Raw genomic sequence first — 23343 nt, 5'->3', positions numbered from 1 at the left:
AGGGGCTCCTTTCGCCCGTGCCGATCCGCACCACCGTGGCGCTTCTTTCGACAACACCGTGATCGACTGTGCTGCACGGTCCGGACGCGTGTCGGACTATGGTGCAGGACACACCTTACCGCGCATGGCCGTTCGCAGCCGGGTCGATGGACACCCGAGCGTCCCCGCAGCGCGTCACTCGCCGAGCGCGTTGCTGTACCGGGAGTCGGTACCGGGAAGTCAGGACCCGGTTTCCTCGTCCACCCACGACAGGTAGGCGTCGTGTCCGCCGGTGATCGGCGTGGCGATGATTTCCGGAACGTCATAGGGGTGCTGCGTGGTGATGTGCTCGATCAGGTGATCCAGCCGTGCTGCCGACGTCTTGATCTGCAGTTGCCATTCCGGGTCGTCCTGAACGGTGCCCTCCCAGCGATAGAAACTGCGGATCGGCATCACCTGAACGCATGCCCCGCCATGGGCCTCGACGATGCTGCGGGCCAGCGTCGCCGCAGCCTGTTCCGAATCCGTTGTCGTCACGACCTGCACGTAGTCCGCCATGCCGCCACCGTATCGGCTTGCGAGCCTGCTGGTCACCACCATGGCGCATCACCGGCGGACGCCGGGGTCGATACCGGCACCGGAGACCGCCGGATTCTCCCCGGACCGCCGGTGTAGCTGCGGCCGAACGAGGTGACGACCGCATTCGGGAAGATTTTATAGATGGTTTCTATGGCTCGTATTCAAAAATGGTCTGTAATTGTCCGAAAAGCGGTCTGCGCAGGCGGTGAACACACGCCGGTGTGTTCTGCAACTCAAGGAGAGATCGCCTGTGGACGTGGCGGGGGTTTGCGCGCCGGTTACGTGCCACTAGCATCCGGCCGCAGCAGAATGCGCATCAACAAAGAGTTCTGACGCGTGTTCGCCGAATGGCGCCGGACCTCGGTATTCCGGTGCGGATGCATGAATGTGATGTACGACAGGAGGTCGAGCGTGGCCGAGGCTGCGATGAACCGCGAACAGCTTCCGATTCCCGATACCGCCCAGCCGTCCCCCACCTCGCTGGACGTGCGTGATCAGGACCCGGCCTATGAGCCGCCGCAGCCGTTGCGGGCACCGGAAGGTGCCCCGAATGTGGTGGTGGTTCTGCTCGACGACATGGGGTTCGGCGCGCCGAGTGCGTTCGGTGGGCCGTGTGAGATGCCCACCGCGGACAGGCTCGCCCAGGACGGGCTGCGCTACACCCGATTCCACGTGACCGCTGTGTGCTCGCCGACCCGGCAGTCCCTGCTGACCGGCCGCAATCACCACTCGGTCGGGATGGGAGCGACGACGGAAATGGCCAGTGCTGCTCCGGGGTATAGCGGTGTGCGTCCGTTGAGTGCGGCCACGATCGGTCAGGTGCTGCAGGGTAACGGCTACAACACGGCGGCGTTCGGCAAGTGGCACCAGACCCCCGCCCGTGATGTCAGTGCCGCGGGGCCGTTCGATCGGTGGCCCACGGGAGAGGGATTCGAGAAGTTCTACGGTTTCCTCTGCGCCGAGATGAATCATTGGTATCCGGTGTTGTTCGACGGTACGACGCCGGTGGAACCCTCCCGGACGCCCGAGGAGGGATACCACTTGTCCGCAGACCAGGTGGACCAGGCCATCGACTGGGTGCGTAACCAGCACTCGCTCAAACCGGACAACCCCTTTTTCACCTATCTTTCGTTCGGTGCCACGCATGCGCCGTACCACGTGCCCCAGGAGTATCGGGACAAGTACCGGGGATGCTTCGATCACGGATGGGACCGCCAGCGTGAGATCACGCTGCAGCGTCAGAAGGAGCTGGGTGTGGTCCCGCAGGACGCGGAGCTTGCGCCGTGGGCCGAGGGCGTGCCGCATTGGGACGAGCTCTCCGAGGCCGAACAGCGTTCGGCGGCTTCACTGATGGAGCTCTACGCGGGCTTTGCCGAGCACACCGACGTGCAGATCGGCCGGTTCGTCGACGCGTTGGAGGAGATCGGTGAGCTGGACAACACGTTGTTCGTCTACATCCTCGGAGACAACGGGGCCTCGGCCGAGGGCGGGCTCGGCGGCACCCTCAACGAGCACCGCATCGCCAGCGGTATCGAGGACAGCGCCGAGTTCATCAACGAGCACCGGGAGTCGCTGGGCGATGCGACGACGCACGCGCACTACCCGGTCGGCTGGGCGCTGGCGATGAACACGCCGTACCAGTGGACCAAGCAGGTCGCCTCCCACTTCGGTGGTACCCGCGACGGGATGGTCGTGCACTGGCCACGAGGCATCGCCGAGCGCGGCGGGATCCGCAACCAGTTCCACCATGTCATCGACGTGTTGCCGACGGTGCTGGAAGCGGCCGGACTACCGCACCCCTCGACCGTCAACGGGGTGTCCCAGCAGGCTGTCGAGGGCACCAGCATGCTCTACAGCTTCAACGAGGCCGCCGCCGCCGATCGGCACCGCCTGCAGTACTTCGAGATGGTGGGCAACCGGGGCATCTATCTCGACGGGTGGATGGCGGTGACCCGCCACGGCACGCCGTGGGAGATGGTCCAGGAAGGGCGACGGCGTTACTTCGACGACGATCGCTGGGAGCTCTACGACACCAACACCGACTGGACGCAGGCCCGCGACATCTCGGCCGAGCATCCCGGTAAGCTGCGCGAACTGCAGCAGCTGTTTCTCATCGAGGCCGCCAAGCACCAGGTGTTCCCGCTTGACGACCGGATGACCGAGCGGGAGAACCCGAAGGAGGCGGGGCGGCTGGATTTGATGGGTGATCGCCGGTCGGTGACCTTCCACCCCGGTGCCGCGCGCCTGACCGAGGAGACCGCGCCCAACGTCAAGAACCGCTCGCATTCGGTCACCGCCGCGTTCGAGGTGCCCGACAGCGGCGCCGACGGTGTCCTGGTGGCCCAGGGCGGGCGTTTCGGTGGCTGGTCGCTGTACCTGCACGAGGGGCGCCCGGTCTATGCCTACAACTACTTCGGCCTGGAGGTCTACAAGGTCCGAGGTGACGTGCTGCCCGCCGGGCGGCACGAGATAAGGCTGGACTTCGACTACGACGGTGGCGGCGTCGGCAAGGGCGGCGATGCCACGCTGCACGTCGGCGGCGAGCAGGTGGACAAGGGTCGTGTCGAGGGGACGATCCCATACTACTTCGCCTTCGACGAGACCTTCGACATCGGCATGGACCGGGCCTCACCGGTCACCGAGGACTACGCGCCGGTGGACAACCGGTTCAGTGGGCGGCTGGAGTCGGTGCGCATCGACCTGAGTGGCGAGATGCACAGTGACCGCGAGGCTGCCGAGGGACGTGAGCATTTCCGGACAGCACATGAGTGAGGCACCCACGGGCGGTGGCTGCTGCGCTCCCTCGATCGTACGAGGGAGCGGGCAGGCATCCGCCACGACACACCCGAATACCGGCGACTCCGGAAGCACCGAGGGAATGGTGCTGCTGGACGGTGGCGACTTCCTGATGGGCAGCGAGGACTCGCGTGCCTATCCCGATGACGGGGAGGGGCCGGTCCGCCCGGTCACCCTCGACCCGTTCTGGATCAGTGCCACCGCGGTGTCCAATGCGGACTTCGCGGCGTTCGTGGGGTCGACCGGCTACCGCACCGAGGCCGAACGGTTCGGCTGGTCCTTCGTTTTCGGCGGGCTCCTGCCGGACGACTTCCCGCCCACGCAAGGCGTCGCTGCGGCGCCGTGGTGGCGGGTCGTGGAGGGATCCGACTGGGCCCACCCGGAAGGGGGGCAGTCGGATGTACGAACCCGCCAGGACCATCCCGTGGTACATGTGACCTGGGCCGACGCCAAGGCCTACTGCGAGTGGGCAGGGCTGCGCCTGCCCACCGAGGCGGAGTGGGAATACGCCGCCCGAGCGGGACTGCAGGGGTGCGCCTTCCCCTGGGGCGACGAACTGGAACCCGACGGTCGGCATCGGATGAACGTCTGGCAGGGCACGTTCCCACAGCACAACACCCGCGCCGACGGCTGGTACGGCACGTGCCCGGTCGCACAGTTCCCGGCCAACGCCTACGGGCTGTACAACATGACCGGCAACATCTGGGAATGGTGCCACGACTGGTTCGACGACACTGTCCCCTCGCGGAAGCCCCGGACGAATCCACGCGGGCCCGCCCACGGGACCCGCCGCATCGCCCGTGGCGGTTCGTATCTGTGCCACGAGTCGTACTGTCGGCGTTACCGCGTCAGCGCGCGTCAGGGAATCACACCGGATACCTCGATCGGCAACACCGGCTTCCGCTGCGCCCGCAACGCATAGGCCCACGTGGACGGCCCGACCAGGAGAGGGGCAGGGCGATATGGAACGCCGGGAGCTGGAGTATTTCTTGGCCATCGCCGAGCACGGCAGCTTCACCGCCGCGGCCCAGGCACTTCGAGTGGCACAGCCGTCCCTGTCGCATGCGATCGCCACGCTCGAGCAGAAGCTGGGCGGGCGCGTCTTTCATCGGCTGGCGCACGGTGTGGTCCTCACGCCGGCGGGTGAGGTGTTGCGGGAGCCCGCGCGTCAGGTGCTGCGTGATCTGAGCACGGCGGCCGACTCGGTACGCGAGGTCCTGGGGATCAGCGGAGGCCAGCTGGACATCGTCTCGCAGACGACACTGGCGGTGGACCCGCTGGCCGCGCTGGTCGGGGAGTTCCTGCGGGAGTATCCGAAGGTATCGATCCGAATATCCGATCCGGAAGCCGGCTCGGATGTGACCAGCGCGGTGCGGGCAGGTGAGTGTGAGCTCGGCATGGCCGACTCCCCGGCTCCCGTTCGTGAGATGGACAGCATCATGCTGCGGGGACGCGAGATCCACGCCGTGCTTCCCCCCGACTGGTCCTCGTTCGAGCGTGCTCGGCTGAGCATCGCCGAGTTGGCCACCCTGGACTTCGTGACCACCCCGGAGTCGACGGCGACCCGTGAGGTCATCGATGACGTGGTGGGCACGCTCGGCGTGCGCCCCCGAATCGCCGTCGAGACGGCGCACCAGGCCATGGTCGTTCCGCTTGTGCTCACCGGTGCGGGTGCGACCCTGTTGCCGAGGTCGATGGCCCGGGATGCCGCCCAGCAGGGAGCGGTCGTGCTGCCCCTGCGGCCCCGCGTCCTGCGACGCGGGGTCCTGTTCTGGCGCTCCGGGCCGCTCTCGCCCGCGGCGGCGGAATTCGTCGCGCTGGCGCGTCGGTTCGCATTCGAGTCCGACGGGCCGGAACCGGAAACGTGAATCGGCCCGGCTGCCCTCAATTAATCCGATTCGGAATTGATCTGCGCGGATTCGTGCCGATGTGTTGACCATCCGAGTTCCGGAATGTCATCGTGTTCTTGGTCATAATTTTATTTTGTTCGGGCCGCTGATGATTTCGCGGTAGTGTATATCGAGTCATCGTGACCCCGGATCGTCGACAGCGTCCGCTTTGTCCGCACGTCTCCAACCTTAAAAGATAGTGGTTTCTATGCGAACATCAAAAAGTAAACAGACCACGATCGGAGCCGTTTTCGTCGTCTCCGTCGTGGTCTCGGCACTGATCGTCCTCTGGGGTGGGGTCGCGCCGACGAACTTCAGCGTCGTCACCACTCGACTGTTCGACTACGTCGTATCGCACCTGAGTTGGTTCTTCCTGCTCGCGGCGAACCTGTTCCTGATCTTCGTCATCTACCTGGGGGTGAGCAGGTACGGCAGGATCAAACTCGGGAAGAAAACCGACAGGCCCGAGTTCGGCCGCCTGTCCTGGTTCGCCATGATGTTTCAGGCGGGCATGGGGCCCTCCATCATCTTCTGGGGCCTGGCCGAGCCGTTGTCGCACTACGTCAACGTGCCGTTCGGCCTCGCCAGGCCCGGCTCCGAAGAGGCCGCCGGGGTGGCCGTTCAGTACTCCTTTTTCCACTGGGCGCTGCACCCCTGGGCGATCTACGCCACCGCCGGTCTGGCCGTGGCCTACTTCACCCACCGCAAGGGTGAAAAGGCACTGCTCAGCACCATTTTCCGCCCCCTGATCGGCGATCGCGTCGACGGCCCCGTGGGAAAGACGATCGACATCCTGGCGGTGCTTGCGGTGGTGTTCGGCATCGCCGTGGCCCTGGGGCAGGCCGGACTGCAGATCACGGCCGGACTCGGTCAGACGTTCGGGCTTCCCACGGTGGTACTGGTGCAGCTCGTGGTCCTCGGACTCACCACGGCGGCGTTCATGGTCTCGGCGACGACGCGGATCGAGCACGGCATCAAGTGGCTCGCCAACATCAGCATGCTCATCGCCCCGCTGCTGCTCGTCTTCTACTTCGTCGTCGGACCGACCATCACACAGCTCAACGTCTTCACCGAGGGAATCGGTAACTACCTGAGCAACATCATCCCGATGAGTTTCCGGCTGGACGCGTTCAGTCCGAACACGGAGTGGTTGGGGAGTTGGACCGTGTTCTACTGGTCCTGGTGGATCGCCTGGGCCCCGTACGTGGGAATGTTCATGGCCCGCATCTCCCGTGGACGCAGCATTCGCGAGTTCGTCGTGGCCACCGTTCTCGTCCCCAGTGTGGTCAGCATGATCTGGATCGCTGTGTTCGGCGGAGCGGCGCTGCAACTGGCCCGCGGCGGACAGGCCTCCGATATCGCCGAGACCGTGGAGCAAAGCCCGGCTGCGGGGATGTTCGTCTTCATTCAGGAGTACCCGCTGCCCATCCTCTTGTCGATTATCACGCTGGTGGTGCTGTGGGTGTTCTTCGTCGCCGGTGCGGACGCCGGTACCGTTGTGCTGGGCGAGCTGTCCACCGGTGGCTCTACGAATCCCAAGACCTGGGTCCGGCTCCTCTGGGGAATCCTGCTGGCCGGCGTCGCGGCGGTCCTGCTGGTTTCCGGCGGACTCGGCGCGCTTCAGAAAGCCTCGGTGCTCATCGGGACACCGTTCGTGGTCATCCTGGTCGGCATCTGCGTGGCCTTCTACAAGACCCTCTCGAAGGAGAACGGCCCCCACCGGGAGGAGTCCTTGTCCCTTTCGGAGGAGCACTCGTGCAGCCGCCCCACCGAATCCGAAGACCGGGTGCGAGAAGCATTGGAACGATGAGTGCGCTTGTTCCGTCGGTGGCCACCGCAGATAACTCACGGCTACCTGCTGCGCTGATCGGGATGTTCGCCGACGGCTTGCTGATGTCCTCTCCGCGCTCGGCTGCCTCACGTGTGAACGGCGGCTGCGTGGGTACTCCGGAGGAAGGACCCGGCGTGTCCGCCGACAAGGGCGGACCACCGGGCAGGCACGAGCGCTACGATGATCACGTCGAGGAGAACAACGGTGACCGATTCGGACGAACGACGCGTCACGAAAGCACTGCAGGGACTGGAGTTCCCTGCCGAGAAGTCGGACCTGGTGGCCTATGCCGAAGACCGTGGGGCCGCGGAGAAGACCCTGCGGGCGCTGGAATCGCTTCCGGACGGCAGCTACGGCAGCAGCGAGGAAGTCGAGCAAGCTGTGCCGCAGCGGCCCGACGAGGAACTCTCGGGCTGAGCCGATCGGCGAGTGCACCATCCTGGCCGTTTCGGACTGCCGCGACAAGAATGGAGAACCTCGTGCCCGAACTGCTGGACCGAACCACGATCGACAACCGGCTGGCCGAACTTCCCGAGTGGGAGTACAGCGATGGCACGGTGCGCAAGACGTGGCAGTTGAAGGGTTTCCTGGCGACGATGACCTTCGCGAATGCGATCGCGCACCTGGCCAACGAGGCCAATCACCATCCGGATCTGAGCGTGCACGACTACAACCGCCTCACGGTGCGGATCACCACACACTCGGAGGGCGGGGTGACCGAGAACGATCTGGGGCTGGCCGATCGCATCGAGGCTCTCCGGCAGACCGGCTGAACCGGTGCTGCCCGTCGACCTCCGGGCGCACCGGCTCACCAGCGGGTACGCAGTAGGTGGTTGATCAGCAGAGCCAGCATGGCCTGGGCGGCCAACCACCATTTGACCTGGCGCTGGGGGAGCAGGGCGCAGGGGAGGACGAGCCACAGCGAAAACGGCAGCCAGATCCGCTCCACCTCGGCCTTGCTCATCCCGGACAGGTCGGCGATGGCCACGGCAAGCAGCGTGGCCGATGTCAGTAGGCGAGCCCCGATCGCCAGGCTCCGGGGTGCGGCGGCGAGTCGTCGCACCCCGGCGAGCACGGCGGGGCCGGTGGCCAGCACGAGGCAGGCGAGATTGGCCCAGATGAAGTAGCTGTAGGGCCGAGTGGCGGCTATTCCCTGGTAGTAGCGCACCTCGACCAGTTCGTAGCCTTCCCACCACCAGAAGCCCCCGGCGGTGAACAGGCCCACCACCACGGCCACCCCGAGTACGGCGGCCAGACTCGGTCGCAACCGGCGGGTCAATGCGAGTACCACGAGAGGCAGCAGCCCGGCGAGGACGAGACCGTACGACAGATACAGCGTGTAGCCCAGCAGGAGACCACCACACAGCGCCGTGAGATCCCCGGCAAGTCCTTCTCGGCTCGTACCGATCGCCAGTAGTGCCACGCCACCGGTCAGGACGCCGGCGAACAGGCCGTCGGTGGAAACGCCCACCCAGACGACGCCGGGCATCAGGACCGTGAAGGGCAGCAGCTTACGGGCCACGTGCTCTTCACCGAGTGCACGCAGGGTTGCCCCGATGCCGACACCGACCGTGGCACCGACGAGCACGCACAGGGCGGCACCGGCCACACCGCCGCCCAGCCCGATCCGGTCCATCCCGACGAAAATCATGAGTGCGCCCGGCGGGTGGCCGGCCACGTGGGTCGCCCACGAGCCGGGGCCCGCCACGATGTGGTCGGTGAACTCCCGCAGCATCGCGGGGATGCTGTCGACGCGCGGAACTTCGGCCAGGAAGTTCTTGCTACTGGTCAGCTTGTCCAGGACGCCGTGCCGCCAGCCGTCGATGAGGGTCATGCTGATCGTCCACGCCAGTGTGGCCAGGTAGGTGACCGCCAGGAGCGGTCCCCAACGCAGGCGTGTGGCCAGTATCGGACCGCCGAGAACGACGGTGAGCGCGATCAGGATCGCCGGGACCGTGCCGGGACCGGTGTGTGGCGCCCAGCTCGCGAAGAGCGGGGGAAAGTCGAGGAACAGGTTCACACCCTGATCGAGCAGCCGCTGCCCGACGACACCGGCACGCCACACCAGCCATGCCCCGGCGAGTACAACGGCCAGGTCGGCAAGCAGGGGGCGGGCTCGCTGCCACCGGGGCCGTGGTGATTGCGGGGGTGCTGCTTGACTCGGCTTCGTGCGCACGCTTGTCAAGTTACGATGTGCCGGTGGCTTTTCGGGTCCGAGGTCGGACGCGCGGCGGTTATCGCCGTTCGTTGCCCTGCTCGGGGGTCGGTGTCGGCACGGGCTCCACCGGGCCGATATCGGGATGACGACCGTGGCGCAGCCGCGCGTGCTGCAGGCCCGGCCCCGGGCCGATCCGGGCGGCCAGCCTGTCGGCCACGAGCCCTGTCACCAGGGCATACACGGCCTTGTGCGCCAGGTCGACGACGAGTTCGGTGCGCGGCCACGTCCACGGCGGCGCACCGACACCGCTGGCGTTTTCCAGGGTCTGGTCGTTGGTCAGGCGCACCACGGCGAACATCGCCGAGGACCACGGTCCCCGCAGCCCCGAGTCCGCCATCACGCCCCGGAGCATGCCCAGCAGCGCTCCCTGGCCCAGATGCATCAGCAGGTTCATTCTGCTCGGTGGCAGGGGAGACCCGAGCAACCGTGCCAGAGTGCGGCCCGGCACGTGCGAGTTCGGCCGCCCCGTCCAGCGCTGCTCCAGTTCCTCCCCCAGCGTCATCACCGCGACCCCGACAGTGCCCGCAGCACATCCGTGTACAGCACCGCGCCGAAACACGCTCATCGCCCGTGCACGCATCCGTGCCGAACGATGGTGATTTCCCTTGTTGTCCATGATCTTCGGGTACCCGGCCGGAGACGATTCGAACGCATGGTTTCCCCGGAAGTTCCGCTCGGGTGCGTGGAAGGGCACGCCGGGTGGGCGTCAGGGGGGCGTGTCCTCATCGGGAACCTGAGCGTCCATGGCGACGCGCCAGTGCCGCCAGGCCTCCTGCTGAGCTTCCCGGGCCGACTCCCATGCCTGTACCGCTCCTTCCTGTCCGGACAGCACCGTGGCGATTCCCGCCAGCGCTTCGATCGCCTCATACCCGGATCGGGCGAGTTCGTTCGCCTCGGTCTGTCCGAGTTGGTGAGTAGCGGGAACGCTTTCGGGGCCGGACTGTGCTTGGGAGGATCCCGCTATTCGCCACACTGCGGCCACACCGGTCAGCGCCTGGCTGAGCTGCTGCCAGGAACCGTCGCCGCGATGACCGCTCGGCTCGGTCTCGTTCATGGCCTACGCATACCCCGAAGGATCCGATTTCAAGCCTGCGAGGGACTTTGGTGCCGAAAATGCCAGGGCAACGTGCTCTCGCTTGTGTGCTGCGCGGCCTCGAGTGGCGTGCCGCTGCGCTCGGGTGCACGGTAGGGCGGGTGATCCGGGCAGAGTGCGGAGGTGACCGATGCCCAGCAGGCAGCAGGTGCGGGAACTTCTCGACCAGGGCCTGGATTATCGGAGCATCGGCGAGCGCCTGGGCATTCCGGCGGGGCAGGCACATCTGATCGCCACCGGCGTGCCCGCCGACGGCGGTGACACGTTGCCCACCGGTGACAGGCAGCGCAGCGGAGCCCAGCCGGCCGGTCAGGCTCTGGCCAATCCGCCGGCGGAGAACCCGACCTCCAAGGAGAGGGTGCGCCGGTGGATCCGCTCTCGAGTCCGGGCCGACCCGCAGTTGCGGGAGGCCACCGCCCGGCGCGAGGAAAAGTCGGAGCGGTTCCGGGAACCGGACGAGGGCGGCGCCACTGTGGTGCTCACCCGCGAGCACAACCGGATCGCGGCGATGATCAAGGAACTCAAGACACTGCCCGGCCACAGCACCGGTGGGTCGGCGGAGCAGATCGCCCAGCGCGGGGAGCTCGTCGGCTCGATCACCGCCATGCTGAACAGGCACGAAACGATCGAGAACGAACACTTCTGGCCCGCCGTGCGGCGGGCATTGCCCGATGGTGATCGCTGGGCCGATGGTGCTGCGCAGCGGCAACAGCAGGAGCAGGAAACGCTGAGCGCACTCGGCGAGCACGCCGCCGACAGCGAGGAGTTCGACCAACTGGTGGGGCGGTTGATTTCGCAGTCGCACCAGCATGCGGCCTACCAGGACCACCTGTTTCTCGAACTGCGCCGGGTGATGTCGGCCGAGGAGCTGGAGTCGCTGGGAGAGGTATTACGCCAGGTGACCAATCAGGACAGTAGCCGGTGATCCGGTGCCGGAGAGAGGACACACGGGAGGCATTCGATGGGTGTGCGTGACTGGCTCGGGTGGCCGGTCCTCCGGCAAATCGGTGCCGGTGATCCCTACGGGCGCGGTGCTGCGGCCAAAAGCTCGGCCAGCGAGCATCTCGCCCCGCGAACGCGGACCGCGCAGAAGGTCGTCAAGTCGGTCTGCCCCTACTGCGCGGTGGGTTGCGGCCAGAACGTCTACGTCGCCGAGGGCAAGGTCACCCAGGTGGAGGGTGACCCGGACTCGCCGGTCAGCCGGGGGCGGTTGTGCCCGAAGGGCGCGGCGAGCCTGCAGCTGACCACCGGATCGGCTCGCGAACACCAGGTGCTCTACCGGCGTCCGCACGGCACCGAATGGGAGTCCCTCGATCTCGACACGGCGATGGACATGATCGCCGACCGCGTGATCGAAAGCCGGCAGCAGGGTTGGCAGTGGGAGCAGAGCGGTGTGCGCACGCGCCGCACGATGGGGATCGCCAGCCTCGGCGGGGCCACTTTGGACAACGAGGAGAATTACCTCATCAAGAAACTGTTCACCGCGCTCGGGGCCGTTCAGATCGAGAACCAGGCGCGTGTTTGACACTCCTCCACGGTTCCCAGTTTGGGAACCTCGTTCGGCCGGGGAGGGGCCACCACCTTCCAGCAGGACCTGCAGAACTCCGATTGCATCGTCATCGAGGGTTCGAACATGGCCGAGTGCCACCCGGTCGGGTTCCAGTGGGTGATGGAGGCGAAAGCACGCGGCGCGACCCTGATCCACGTCGATCCTCGATTCACTCGGACCAGTGCGCTGGCCGATATCCACGTGCCGTTGCGGGCGGGCACCGACATCGCCTTCATCGGCGGGATCATCAACTATGTTCTGACCCGGGAGAAGTACTTCCGGGAGTATCTGGTCGCCTACACCAACGCTCCGACGGTGCTCACCGAGGACTACGTCGACACCGAGGATCTCGACGGTGTTTTCTCGGGGCTGGATCCGGAGTCGCGGATCTACGACTTCCACACGTGGCAGTACGAGGGCGTCGAGGTGCAGGCCGCTTCCGGGAAGCGCGACAAGGAGTACGCCGACCGAGTGCAGGGCAGCTTCGGCTTGCGCCAGGCGGGCCGCGGTGAGGCGCACGGCTCGGGCGGGGCCGAGGTCACCGCCCAGATCACCAACGACGAGACGCTGGAGCATCCGCGCTGCGTGTTCCAGGTGCTCAAGCGGCACTACGCCCGGTACACCCCGGAGGTGGTGGAGCAGATCTGCGGCGTGCCGCAGGAGACGTTCCACCGGGTGTGCGAGTTGCTCACCGACAACTCCGGACGTGACCGGACGAGTTCGTTCGTCTACTCGGTCGGCTGGACGCAGCACACGGTGGGCGTGCAGTACATCCGGTCGGCCTCCATCCTGCAGAGTCTGCTGGGCAACATCGGCCGCCCCGGTGGTGGAGTGATGGCGTTGCGGGGACACGCCTCGATCCAGGGCTCGACCGACATTCCGACCCTGTTCAACCTGCTGCCCGGCTACATCCCGATGCCGCACGCGCACTCCAACGAGGACCTCGACGCGTTCATCACCGCGGAATCCACCCGCAAGGGATACTGGGCCGAGATGCGGGCCTACATGGTCAGCCTGCTCAAGGCCTGGTGGGGTCCGGCGGCGACTCCGGACAGCGACTTCTGCTTCGACTATCTGCCCCGGCTGACCGGCAGCCACAGCACTTACGAGACGGTCCGGTCCCAACTGGCGGGGGAGTGCAAGGGCTACTTTCTGATGGGGGAGAACCCCGCCGTCGGATCGGCCAACGCGAAGATGCAGCGGCTGGGCATGGCCAACCTGGACTGGCTGGTGGTCCGCGACTTCTCGTTGATCGAAAGCGCGACCTGGTGGAAGGACGGCCCGGAGATCGAAACCGGGGAACTGCACACCGAGGACATCGGCACCGAGGTGTTCTTCCTGCCCGCCGCCGCGCACACCGAGAAGGACGGCAGCTTCACCAACACGCAGCGGTTGCTGCAGTGGCACCACCAGGCCGTCGAGCCCGCAGGCGATGCGCGCAGCGACTTGTGGTTCACCTACCACCTCGGCAGGCGCATCCAGCGCAAGCTCGCGGGCAGCGTCGACGAGAGGGACCGTCCGGTACTCGATCTGACCTGGGACTATCCCACCAAGGGAGAGATCGACGAGCCCGAGGCCGAGTCGGTGCTCGCCGAGATCAACGGTTGGGGAGCCGACGGAAACCCGCTGACCAACTACGAACAGCTCAACGCCGACGGTTCGACCGTGTGTGGCTGCTGGATCTACTGCGGCGTCTACACCGACGGCATCAACCAGGCATCCCGGCGCAAGCCGCAGGTACAGCAGAACTGGGTCGCCAACGAGTGGGGCTGGGCGTGGCCTGCCAATCGGCGCATCCTCTACAACCGTGCCTCGGCCGATCCCGACGGCAACCCGTGGAGCGAGCGCAAGGCCCTGATCTGGTGGGATGCGGAGAAGGCGGCATGGACCGGGCACGACATCCCGGACTACGACAAGTCCAAGTCACCGCACTACCGCCCACCCGACGGTGCGAGAGGAGCCGAGGCACTGTCCGGCATCGATCCGTTCATCATGCAGGCCGACGGCAAGGCATGGCTGTTCGTGCCCGCCGGGCTGACCGATGGTCCACTGCCTGCGCACTACGAGCCGCAGGACTCGCCGGTGAGCAACCTGCTCTACACCCAGCAGCGTAATCCGGTCCGCCAGGTCCGGCCGCATCCCAACAACCGCTACCAGCCCAGCGGTCACGATCCGGGGACGGAGGTGTATCCGTACGTGTTGACCTCCTACCGCCTCACCGAGCACCACACGGCGGGCGGCATGTCCCGCTGGCTGCCCTACCTCTCGGAGTTGCAGCCGGAGTTCTTCTGCGAGGTGTCGCCGGAGTTGGCAGCCGAGCGCGGGCTGGAGCACCTGGGCTGGGCCACCGTGGTTACCGCACGAGGTGCCGTCGAGGCGCGCTTGCTGGTCACCGAGCGCATGACGCCGATGACGATCCGGGGCCGCCGGGTGCACCACGTCGGAATTCCCTACCACTGGGGCCCCAACGGCTACAGCACCGGGGACTCGTTCAATGATCTGTCCTCGATCTCGCTGGACCCCAACTCCCACATTCAGGAGGTGAAGGCGTTGGCCTGCGACATCCGGCCTGGGCGTCGACCGGTGGGGGCGGCCCGCGCCGACCTCGTGCGTGAGTACCAGGAGCAGGCGGGCATCACCGAGCAAACCGGAACGGAGGTGTGAGGTGGCCACGAACTCGCGGGCGCTGTTCGGGGAGGCCGACCCGGCCACACTGGGCGGCTACGATGATCCTCCGCCACGCATGGGCTTTTTCACCGACACCTCGGTGTGTATCGGATGCAAGGCCTGCGAGGTGGCGTGCAAGGAGTGGAACGCCATCCCGGAGGACGGTCTCGTGTTCACCGGGATGTCCTACGACAACAGCGAGGGACTGGGAGCCGACACCTGGCGGCACGTGGCCTTCATCGAACAGCGCAAGCCGCTGGCCGTGCAGGATCCCGGCGTGCAGCACGAGGATGTCGATGTGCTGTCGCTGGCGGCACAGGGATCGGGTACTCCCCCCGAGCAGGCGAGTATCACCCCGACCACTCCCGGAGAACCCGGACAGATGCGCTGGCTGATGTCCTCGGACGTCTGCAAGCACTGCACCCACGCGGCTTGCCTGGACGTGTGCCCCACCGGATCGCTGTTTCGTACCGAGTTCGGCACCGTCGTCGTGCAGGAGGACATCTGCAACGGGTGTGGCTACTGCATCCCCGCCTGCCCGTACGGGGTCATCGACCAGCGCAAGGGCGACGGTCGGGCCTGGAAATGCACCCTGTGCTACGACCGGCTCAGCGACGGGATGGAGCCGGCCTGCGCCAAGGCGTGCCCCACCGACTCCATCCAGTTCGGGCCGCTGGACGAACTGCGCGAGCGTGCCCGGGGACGGGTCGAGCAGCTGGTTTCCGCGGGCGAGACCGGGGCCCGGCTCTACGGCGAGGATCCCCACGACGGGGTCGGCGGCGACGGCGCGTTCTTCCTGTTGATGGACGAACCGGAGGTCTACGGCCTACCGCCGGATCCGGTGGTCACCACCCGGGACCTGCCCGCAATGTGGCGCTGCGTCGGCGCCGCCGCACTCACCCTCGCTGCCGCAGCGGCGGCCTCGTTCGCCGATGCGCTATTCGGAAGGCGGTCATGAGCGAATCGGAGGTTACCAAGCAGGGGCGACGAGGAGCCCGGCCCGACCGGGAAGCGCTGATCGGCGTCGCCGCAGGGCGGAAGCAGGGTGAGCAACCTCCGGAAGGCGACACCGAGTTCACCTCGTACTACGGTCGCCCCGTCATCAACGGCCCGGTCTGGGAGTCCCCCGACATTCCCGGCTACCTGTTCCTCGGAGGCCTGGCAGGCGCCGCGTCCCTGCTGGCGCCCGGTGCGGATCTCACTGGTCGGCCCGCGTTGGCGCGGGTGGCCAAGGCCGGTGCGTTCGGAGGAGCCGCACTCTCGCTCGCCGCACTGGTGCACGACCTCGGCAAACCCGGTCGGTTTCTGAACATGCTGCGCGTGTTCAAGGTGACTTCGCCGATGAGTGTCGGCTCCTGGCTGCTCGCCGGATTCACCCCCTTGGCGGGGATCGCCACGGCATCGGCATGGACCGGTCGGGTACCCCGCTGCGGAGCAGCCGCCACCGCGGGCGCGGCCGCGCTCGGCCCCGCCGTTGCCGCCTACACCGCCGCACTGGTCAGCGATACCGCGGTACCGGCCTGGCACGATGGCTACCGGGAGATGCCGTTCATGTTCGTCGGCTCCGGTGCCACCGCCGCCGGTGGTCTCGGCCTGCTGGCCGCCCCGGCAGCACAGGCCGCGCCTGCCCGCAACATGGCAGCGTTCGGCGTGGCGGTCGAGTTGGTGTCCGCGCAGTGGATGGAGCGGCGTCTCGGCATGGTGGCCGAGCCGTATTCGTCCGGACGCTCGGGGCGGTACATGCGGGCAGGCAAGGTGCTGTCCGTGGTCGGCTTTGCCGGTGCGTTGCTGGGTCGGGGTAGCCGAATCGCCAATGCCCTGTCCGGTGCCACCTTGCTCGCCGCTTCCGCTGCCACCCGGTGGGGCGTTTTCCACGCGGGCACGGCTTCGGCCGACGATCCCAAGTACACCGTTGTTCCCCAGCGGGCACGGTTGCGCCGCGGCGAGCCGGTTCGTTCCGAGGGTGCCGACCACGTGTGAGACCGAGGTCGCAGAGGAACCCACCGGTCCGTGGTCGTGCTCCACGATGCCGCGGCAGAGTCCGTCTTCGTGGGGTCGATGGGGAGAAAACGTGTGGGCGTGCGGGAATGCGGGAACGAATGGGGAGAGCCCGGCGGGAGGGGATAGCGGTGTATATGGACGATGTCGACACACTCGCCAGCTCGCTCGCCCACGTATCCCGGGACTTGTTGGCTCAATCGTCGGCACAGGCGACTCTGAACAAGATCGTGGAGCACACGGTCGAACTGATCGACGGGTGCGACGACTGCGGCCTTCTCCTGATGCGCGCCGGGGGCGTGGAGAGCCCGGCGCAGACCAGTGACCGCGTGCGAAAGTCCGACCAGGCACAAGCGGAGCTCGGTGAGGGACCTTGTTTCGATGCCGCACGCGAAGGCACCACCTATCGCGTCGACGACATGGCCGCGGAGGATCGTTGGCCACGGTATGCACCGCGGGCCCGCGAGCTCGGTATCGCCAGCATGATGGGCTTTCAGCTGTTCACCAGCGAGGACACTCTCGGTGCGTTGAACCTGTACAGCAACCGCGCGAACGCGTTCACCGAACGTTCCCGGCAGGTGGGCTGGATCTTCGCTTCACACGCTGCCATGGCGTTGTCCACTGCTCGCATGGGCGAGCAACTGGAGACGACCGTCGAAACACGGCGGGACATCGGCGAAGCAATGGGCATCGTGACGGAGCAGTACCGGACCACCCACGAGGACGCTTTCGGGCTGCTGCAGAAAAGCGCGCAGGACTACGCCATCACGGTGCGCGAGGCGGCGCGGATCGTCACCAGAACAGGTGAACTTCCCAGAAGGGACTGACACTGTTCGTCCGGGGATTCCGCAGGCGATCACCCCCGGCCGAGGCCGCGCCACAGTCGTACCGCGACTTGCAACCCCGCCAACGACTCGGACTCGGTGATATCCCGCCCGATGCAGTGGGAGAGTTTGGCGATCCGCTGGTACAGCGTCTGCCGCCGCAGGTGAAGACGATGTGCCGCTTCCGTCTTGTTGGCCGCGCAGTCGAAGAACACCTCGAGAGTGTGCAGCAGCCTGTCCCTGCTCTGTGGTGGTTGTTCCAGGATCCCGCCGAGTTGTTCCTCGATGAAGTCCTGCAGGATCGTGTTGGCGCCCAGTCGGTGCGTGAGTCTCCGGATGGAGCAGCTTCCCGCATCTATCACTCCGTGCGCCGCTGCGTCCAGCAGGTTCGGTTCCAGGCAGCGGCGTGCTTCGGTGACGGTGTGGGGGAGACGTTCGGCACTGCGGGCAAGGGGGCCCACGGCGATGACGGGGAACCGGGAACCGGGGTCGTAGGTCTGGCGTATGTCGTCGATGAGTGCCCGTCGGGCATGGTCGGGATTCTCGGACGGCAGGGCGACGATGGCCAGGAGCTCGCCCTCGTCAAGATGACTGAGGACTTGCCTGCCGCGTCGCCGCATGGCCTGTTCTGCCGCCCCCGGATGTCCTCTGTCCGAGTCCGCGGAGACGGCGGCGACGAAGGTGCCGACCGAGGTCAGTTCCGAGGCTTCGACCAGTGGGAGGAACTCGGTTGTGACCTGGTCGGGCTGCCGGAGTGCGCGGAAGAGGGCACGGGTGGCCCGGTTGCTCGGCGCGGGTGGTCGCGTGCGCAGCAAGGCGAGTCCGAGCGATTGCGGAGCACGGTCGAGAGCCGCCTCGACCACGGTGGGGTCGGCATCGGGCCCCGGGTGCAGCGTGAGCATTGCCGCGACCATCCCGTGGACGGTGATCGGTGCCTCGAAAGCTTTGGCGCGTTCCTCCGGAGTGCGTGGGGAAGCGGGGGCGGCGGCGAGTGGTTCGCCGGACTCGTCGCATACCGTGATCTCCGCATCGGTGCTTGTCGCGAGAGTCTCGACCAGCCCTTGCAGGTCACTTCCGGAAGTCAGCTGGGCCGAGAGTTCGTCGGACAACGAGTCGGCGATCCGCAGCCGGTGCACCGAATCGTTGATCAGCAAGGCGTTGATGCTCTCGGTGACCTCCACGAACGGCACGGTCCGACCGAGTCGGATCAACGCGAACTCCTGCTGGTACGCCTCGTCGACCAGGGCATCGGGAAGCTCCGTGTTGTCCTCGGTCGTTTCCACCGCTACGCCGGTGACTCCCCGGGAGGCCAGTTCGCGAATGTAGCGGCGTTGGCGTTCGGGGGGTGCCTCGGACAGCACGAGCCCACCGGTGAGCAGCAGTTCTCCACCTCGCAGAAGAGGGGCGATATCCAGTACCTCGCTGGAGTGCACCCAGCGCACCGGGCGTGCCGTGTGCTCCTGCCCGGTCAGCAGCACCGGTTCGGCGAGCGACAGGCTGGGATGTTCCAGCGCTGCACGCAGAGATATCGACATGACATTTCGTCCATTCGAGCATGAATTCTGAGTGACGAAACGTACCTTGTTCACAGCCGTCCGGACCAGAAGCATGGCGGAGTCAACGAAAGCCGTGCGGAGGCAATACATGACAACCAACGCTGTACGTGGTGACGACAGCGAGCAGGAGGCCCTGGAAGAGGTCCTGCAGCCGATTCCCGAACAGGCTCGTACATCCCGGGTGTCGGGGCAGTTCTGGATCTGGGCCGGGGCCAACATCGCGCCGATCAACTGGGTACTCGGTGCGTTGGGTATCCACCTGGGGCTGGGGCTGGCCGACACGCTGATCGTGCTGATCGCGGGGAACCTCGTCGGAATGGCCCTGTTCGGCTTGTTCGTGCTGCTCGGCCAGCGGACCGGGGCCACGGGAATGGTGCTCTCGCGTGCGGCTTTCGGCCGGCGGGGTGCCTATGTACCCGCGCTCATCCAAGGGGTGCTGGCGATCGGTTGGTGCGCCGTCAACACCTGGATCATCCTGGATCTGGTCATGGCCCTGTTCGGCGAGCTCGGCCTGGTGGACCCCGAGGCGCCGAACCATGCCGCCAAGATCGCGGTCGCCGCGGTGATCATGGCCATCCAGGTGGTGATCTCCTGGATCGGGTACCGGGCCATTGCCGGCTTCGAGAGATGGACGGTGCCCCCGACGATCGTGGTGCTGGTGTTGATGTCGGTCGTCGCGTGGACGCAACTGGACATCGACTGGAGCTACGCCGGCCCGTCCGGAGAGGTGCTCGCGGGCTCGGAGCGCATCGCCGCGATGACCGCCGTCATGACCGCCATCGGCATCGGCTGGGGGATCACGTGGTTCACCTATGCAGCGGACTATTCGCGCTTCGTCAGCACCACGGTGCCACGCCGAAGGCTCTACCTCGCCAGCACACTGGGGCAGTTCCTGCCCGTTGTGTGGCTGGGTGTGCTGGGTGCCTCGCTGGCCACCAAGAACGGCCAGGTCGACCCCGGGCAGTTGATCGTCGACAATTACGGCTCCCTGGCCGTGCCGGTACTGTTCCTCGTCGTCCACGGGCCGATCGCGACGAACATCCTCAACATCTACACCTTCGGCGTGGCCGCACAGGCGCTGGACCTGAAGGTGTCCCGCCGGACCTTGAGCGTGTTCGTGGGCCTCTTCGCGATGCTGTGCGTGGTGTTTTTCATCTTCCGGGGTGAGTTCGCCGCCGTGCTGGACTCCTGGCTCGTCTCGCTGGTGGCATGGATCGCCTCGTGGGGCGGCGTCATGCTGGTCCACTTCTACTGGATCGAGCGCGATTCGCACCGGATCCACCGGCTGTTCGAGCCTGTCGGCACCGATCGGCTGCCGAACATCAACTGGGCTGCCATGTCCGCCTTCGTCGCAGGCGTGGTCTCCACGTGGCTGTTCATGTACGGCGCTCTGGATGTCTTTCAGGGGCCCATCGCCACGGCCATGGGCGGGATCGACCTTTCCTGGCTGGCCGGGGGTCTCGTGTCGGCGACGGTCTATGCCCTCCTGGGTCCCGGCATTCACCGGCGCTACCAAGCACAACAGGCCGTGAGCTCCCCGGCGAGCGGGGCGCTCACGGATGGTCACGCGGCATCGGCCACCGCGATGACCGAAGGACCCTGACGATGCCTGCTTCCCCGGCCGACCATCCCCGTGCAATCCGGTTTGGAGCGTGACCGTGACGTTTCCCGACGGTTCCTTCCCCTGGCCGCAGAACTTCCGCGCGGCCGCCTCGTTCACCTTCGACGTGGACGCCGAATCCTGCGTGCTGGCTCACGACCCCGGCGCGACGGGCCGCATGTCGCTCATGGGGCATCAGGCCTATGGGCCCCGCGTCGGTACTCCGCGGCTGCTGCGGCTGCTGGAGCGCCAGGACATCCGCGCTACCTTCTTCGTTCCGGGCTACACGGCCGAGTGCTACCCGGACACCGTCCGCGCCATCGCCGACGGTGGGCACGAAATCGCTCATCACGGTTACCTGCACGAGCCGATGCAGGGGGTCGACGAGAGCACGGAGGCCGACTACCTGGATCGTGGCCTCGAAGCGTTGGCGCGGGTGGGTGTACACCCCATCGGTTATCGGGCGCCCTGGTGGGAGATGAACTGGCATACGCCACGCCTGTTGGCCGAACGCGGATTCCGCTACGACACCAGTTTGCTCGACGACGACGTGCCCTATCGCCTCGCGACTTCGGGGCCGGACTCGGCCTCGCTCATCGAGATCCCGGTGGACTGGGCGCTGGACGACTGGGAGCAGTACGCCTTCTATCCCGGATGGACCGGCAGCGGCATCATCGAGGATCCGGAAAAGGCCCTGCAGATGTGGCTCCTCGAAGCTCGTGCCCGGCATGCCGAGGGCGGCTGCTTCGTACTGACCAATCATCCGTTCCTGTCCGGTCGGCCTGCCAAGGCCCATGCTCTGGAGCGATTGATCGAGCAGGTCAAGGCGCTGGAGGGCATGTGGGTGGTGCCACTCCGGGAGATCACCGCACATGCCGAGAGCGTGTGTGGCCCCGCGCATGTGCATGAGCGGCTCTCGAGCGTATCCGTGTGACGGGACGTATTCGCCCTGAAACGCAGTGGTGACTGAATTCCCGACCGTTGCCGTGCGGTGGCCCGGTGTGTACGGAGTCCGAAGACTCCGTACACACCGGGCTAGAAAGTTCCGGTCACTTCCGCTGCCTCGCCGATTTCCGTCCTGAGTTCGTCCAGGCAGGACTCGAGTACGATCACTTGAGCCGGATCGGTGGTCTGCTCCAAGGTGGCGGCCAACCGCTCGTAGTTGCTGAGTGCCACGTTTCGGCGTTCATCCTCGTGCATGGCGTGCACTCCTCGCTCGTGTTGTCGCTGTACGCAAGTGGCGGACCGCGTTCCTACCGGGGAGATCGAATTTTCCGCCCGGTACGAGATTCAGAGTACGATGCGTGATGATTGATGCACGCCGAGCAACGTGGGTAAGTGACGGAGCTCATAGCGGCGGCTCCGGGGTGACAGAGTTGTTCACCCCGGAATGGCGGCAACGGCCCTTCGTCGGCCGTGCGAATGCACGACGTCACTCCGTCGGTCCGCCGGGAGGCGGCTGGCTCAGCCCGGTCAGGAGCCGTTGGATGACCTGGGGATCCACTTCGGTGGTGTCGTCGCTCATCCGGGCGGCGGCCTCCGAGCTCCTCGGCTCACGCCGGGGCAGCGGCACCTCCGAGGCCGTGGTACCGGCCGGAAGTGGCAGTTCACACCACACGAGCGTGCCCTGGTTTTCCAGGGGGCTGACGCCGGTCTTACCGCTCGCCAACGTGGGAGGTACGGCTGATGCATGTTCCGGTTGATCGTTTTCGACCTCGATCACCAGGTAGCCGCCATGCAGCCGCAGCCGCACCGACAGGATGCCCGGCGACCGCGGATCGGCGTTGTCGACCACAGCCGCGACCAATTGTCTGGCCGCGTGCGCGGCTTCCTCGGCCAGCGAGCGCAGGAACCATTCGGTGAGGGTGAAGCGTGCGAAGAGCTCGGAGCAGTTCAGGGCGCTGGGCAGTGCGACGAGTTGAAGTTCGTCGAACTGTGCGGTCTCGGTGGTCACCTGGATCCTTCCTCCGTGCACGGCCGGTGCGAGCAGCGAGTATCACCCGAAAGTTGTATCTTGCCAAGTGGGTGAGTGAAGCCTCCGTCGGGGTGTGGACCCGACGGCACGGCTCTGGTGCATGGCACGAAGGAGGAGGTATCCGGCCACTCCGCGGTGGCATCGGATCCGCGGCCGGTCCTTTACCGGTAGGGGCGAACAGCCGGAGTCACCGGTTGCGACCGGAAAGCGTGTCGCGGAGTCGGTCGATCATACCGGCGCCGGAATCGAGAATCATGTTCGCGGGCGGCTTGTTCGGCGCGGAGGGGTGTGGCCGCGTCGGTGCCGATCCCTTGGCCATGACGACTTTCTTCCCCAGGTCGTCGAGTTCTTCGGCCGTGCACGCCTCGGACAGCCGTGGCAGCAGGTCGTTCTCCTCGTCCTCGACGTGGTGCCGGATGACGGCGATCAATCTCCTGAGCACAGGATCGAACTCGGGGTCGGCGGTCTCGAGGGTTTCGAGCTGCTTCATGAGCTGTTCGGCCTCGGTGTGTTCCTGGAGGTCGTGGTCGGCGATCCGGTCACCGCCGGGAAGCTTCTCCCGTGCGGCGGGGTATAGGTACTGTTCTTCGGCCACGGCATGCCGCACCAATTCGGTGATCATGTGCTCCACGAGTTGCCTGCGGTGCTCGGTGGAGCCGGTACCCGCCTCCAACTGGCCGAATACCTCCTCCACGGCTCGATGGTCGGCGATGATGACATCGACCAGGTTCTGCCCCGGCGTGGTGGTCATCGTTACTCCTTGTCACTGCCGCGGGGTCACTGCCGCGG

At 66.5% G+C, this 23343-nt stretch carries 21 protein-coding genes; 13 read left to right on the top strand and 8 right to left on the bottom strand.

Annotated features, from left to right (window positions below; genetic code table 11):
* Positions 1-219: 219 nt before the first annotated feature.
* A complete protein-coding gene (cutA, locus tag JOF55_RS02270) occupies positions 220-537 on the bottom strand; it encodes a divalent-cation tolerance protein CutA (protein ID WP_310268801.1) in 318 nt (105 codons plus the stop codon).
* 447 nt (positions 538-984) lie between these two features.
* Between cutA and JOF55_RS02265 the strand changes: the two genes are divergently transcribed.
* The 6 genes from JOF55_RS02265 (at position 985) to JOF55_RS02240 (ending at position 7847) form a co-directional block, all read left to right on the top strand.
* Entirely contained in the window at positions 985-3330 is a 2346-nt protein-coding gene (locus JOF55_RS02265) for an arylsulfatase (RefSeq protein WP_374727360.1), read from the top strand.
* A complete protein-coding gene (locus JOF55_RS02260) occupies positions 3323-4276 on the top strand; it encodes a formylglycine-generating enzyme family protein (protein WP_310268795.1) in 954 nt (317 codons plus the stop codon). The genes JOF55_RS02265 and JOF55_RS02260 overlap by 8 nt, the downstream gene beginning before the upstream one ends.
* Before the next feature lie 40 nt (positions 4277-4316).
* The gene (locus tag JOF55_RS02255) at positions 4317-5222 is read left to right on the top strand and encodes a LysR family transcriptional regulator (RefSeq protein WP_310268793.1); all 906 of its coding nucleotides are present in this window, start codon (positions 4317-4319) and stop codon (positions 5220-5222) included.
* Between the two features lie 229 nt (positions 5223-5451).
* A complete protein-coding gene (locus JOF55_RS02250) occupies positions 5452-7053 on the top strand; it encodes a BCCT family transporter (protein WP_310268791.1) in 1602 nt (533 codons plus the stop codon).
* A gap of 225 nt (positions 7054-7278) precedes the next feature.
* A complete protein-coding gene (locus JOF55_RS02245; RefSeq protein WP_310268789.1) occupies positions 7279-7491 on the top strand; it encodes a DUF2795 domain-containing protein in 213 nt (70 codons plus the stop codon).
* A gap of 62 nt (positions 7492-7553) precedes the next feature.
* Entirely contained in the window at positions 7554-7847 is a 294-nt protein-coding gene (locus tag JOF55_RS02240; RefSeq protein WP_310268787.1) for a 4a-hydroxytetrahydrobiopterin dehydratase, read from the top strand.
* A 35-nt stretch (positions 7848-7882) separates the two neighbouring features.
* Here JOF55_RS02240 and JOF55_RS02235 read toward each other — a convergent pair whose 3' ends face one another.
* From JOF55_RS02235 to JOF55_RS02225, 3 genes are all read right to left on the bottom strand, one after another.
* Positions 7883-9250, bottom strand: a complete 1368-nt coding sequence (locus tag JOF55_RS02235; RefSeq protein ID WP_310268785.1) for a hypothetical protein — start codon at positions 9248-9250, stop codon at positions 7883-7885.
* A 58-nt stretch (positions 9251-9308) separates the two neighbouring features.
* A complete protein-coding gene (locus JOF55_RS02230; protein ID WP_374727359.1) occupies positions 9309-9872 on the bottom strand; it encodes a hypothetical protein in 564 nt (187 codons plus the stop codon).
* 126 nt (positions 9873-9998) lie between these two features.
* Positions 9999-10346, bottom strand: a complete 348-nt coding sequence (locus JOF55_RS02225; protein ID WP_310268780.1) for a hypothetical protein — start codon at positions 10344-10346, stop codon at positions 9999-10001.
* Between the two features lie 169 nt (positions 10347-10515).
* Here JOF55_RS02225 and JOF55_RS02220 point away from each other — a divergent pair, with 169 nt between their 5' ends.
* From JOF55_RS02220 to JOF55_RS02200, 5 genes are all read left to right on the top strand, one after another.
* A complete protein-coding gene (locus JOF55_RS02220; RefSeq protein WP_310268777.1) occupies positions 10516-11310 on the top strand; it encodes a hemerythrin domain-containing protein in 795 nt (264 codons plus the stop codon).
* 36 nt (positions 11311-11346) lie between these two features.
* A complete protein-coding gene (gene fdh, locus JOF55_RS02215; RefSeq protein WP_310268775.1) occupies positions 11347-14598 on the top strand; it encodes a formate dehydrogenase in 3252 nt (1083 codons plus the stop codon).
* Between the two features lie 79 nt (positions 14599-14677).
* Positions 14678-15559, top strand: a complete 882-nt coding sequence (locus tag JOF55_RS02210; protein WP_374727358.1) for a 4Fe-4S dicluster domain-containing protein — start codon at positions 14678-14680, stop codon at positions 15557-15559.
* Positions 15556-16581 (top strand): NrfD/PsrC family molybdoenzyme membrane anchor subunit, encoded by a 1026-nt coding sequence (gene nrfD, locus JOF55_RS02205; RefSeq protein WP_310268768.1) that lies wholly within the window; start codon positions 15556-15558, stop codon positions 16579-16581. The genes JOF55_RS02210 and nrfD overlap by 4 nt, the downstream gene beginning before the upstream one ends.
* A gap of 155 nt (positions 16582-16736) precedes the next feature.
* On the top strand, positions 16737-17426 hold the full coding sequence (locus tag JOF55_RS02200; protein ID WP_310268765.1) for a GAF and ANTAR domain-containing protein: 690 nt from the start codon (positions 16737-16739) through the stop codon (positions 17424-17426).
* 29 nt (positions 17427-17455) lie between these two features.
* Here the strand turns inward: JOF55_RS02200 and JOF55_RS02195 are convergent, their stop codons facing one another.
* The gene (locus JOF55_RS02195; protein ID WP_310268762.1) at positions 17456-18958 is read right to left on the bottom strand and encodes a PucR family transcriptional regulator; all 1503 of its coding nucleotides are present in this window, start codon (positions 18956-18958) and stop codon (positions 17456-17458) included.
* Between the two features lie 109 nt (positions 18959-19067).
* On the opposite strand from JOF55_RS02195, the gene JOF55_RS02190 reads away from it, so the two are divergent.
* Both JOF55_RS02190 and JOF55_RS02185 read left to right on the top strand, forming a co-directional pair.
* Positions 19068-20582 carry a purine-cytosine permease family protein gene (locus JOF55_RS02190; RefSeq protein WP_310268759.1) on the top strand — a complete coding sequence of 505 codons (1515 nt, stop codon included), beginning with the start codon at positions 19068-19070 and terminating at the stop codon, positions 20580-20582.
* A 55-nt stretch (positions 20583-20637) separates the two neighbouring features.
* The gene (locus tag JOF55_RS02185; RefSeq protein ID WP_310268757.1) at positions 20638-21513 is read left to right on the top strand and encodes a polysaccharide deacetylase family protein; all 876 of its coding nucleotides are present in this window, start codon (positions 20638-20640) and stop codon (positions 21511-21513) included.
* Between the two features lie 101 nt (positions 21514-21614).
* Here the strand turns inward: JOF55_RS02185 and JOF55_RS02180 are convergent, their stop codons facing one another.
* From JOF55_RS02180 to JOF55_RS02170, 3 genes are all read right to left on the bottom strand, one after another.
* Complete coding sequence (locus JOF55_RS02180) at positions 21615-21779, bottom strand: hypothetical protein (protein WP_310268754.1); 165 nt, start codon at positions 21777-21779, stop codon at positions 21615-21617.
* A 232-nt stretch (positions 21780-22011) separates the two neighbouring features.
* On the bottom strand, positions 22012-22533 hold the full coding sequence (locus JOF55_RS02175) for a hypothetical protein (protein ID WP_310268750.1): 522 nt from the start codon (positions 22531-22533) through the stop codon (positions 22012-22014).
* A 208-nt stretch (positions 22534-22741) separates the two neighbouring features.
* Positions 22742-23305 (bottom strand): hemerythrin domain-containing protein, encoded by a 564-nt coding sequence (locus tag JOF55_RS02170; protein ID WP_310268747.1) that lies wholly within the window; start codon positions 23303-23305, stop codon positions 22742-22744.
* Between the last annotated feature and the right edge of the window lie 38 nt (positions 23306-23343).

Origin of the sequence: Haloactinomyces albus, assembly GCF_031458135.1 — a bacterium.
Lineage (GTDB): Bacteria > Actinomycetota > Actinomycetes > Mycobacteriales > Pseudonocardiaceae > Haloactinomyces > Haloactinomyces albus.
This window is presented reverse-complemented; position numbering and strand designations above follow the sequence as displayed.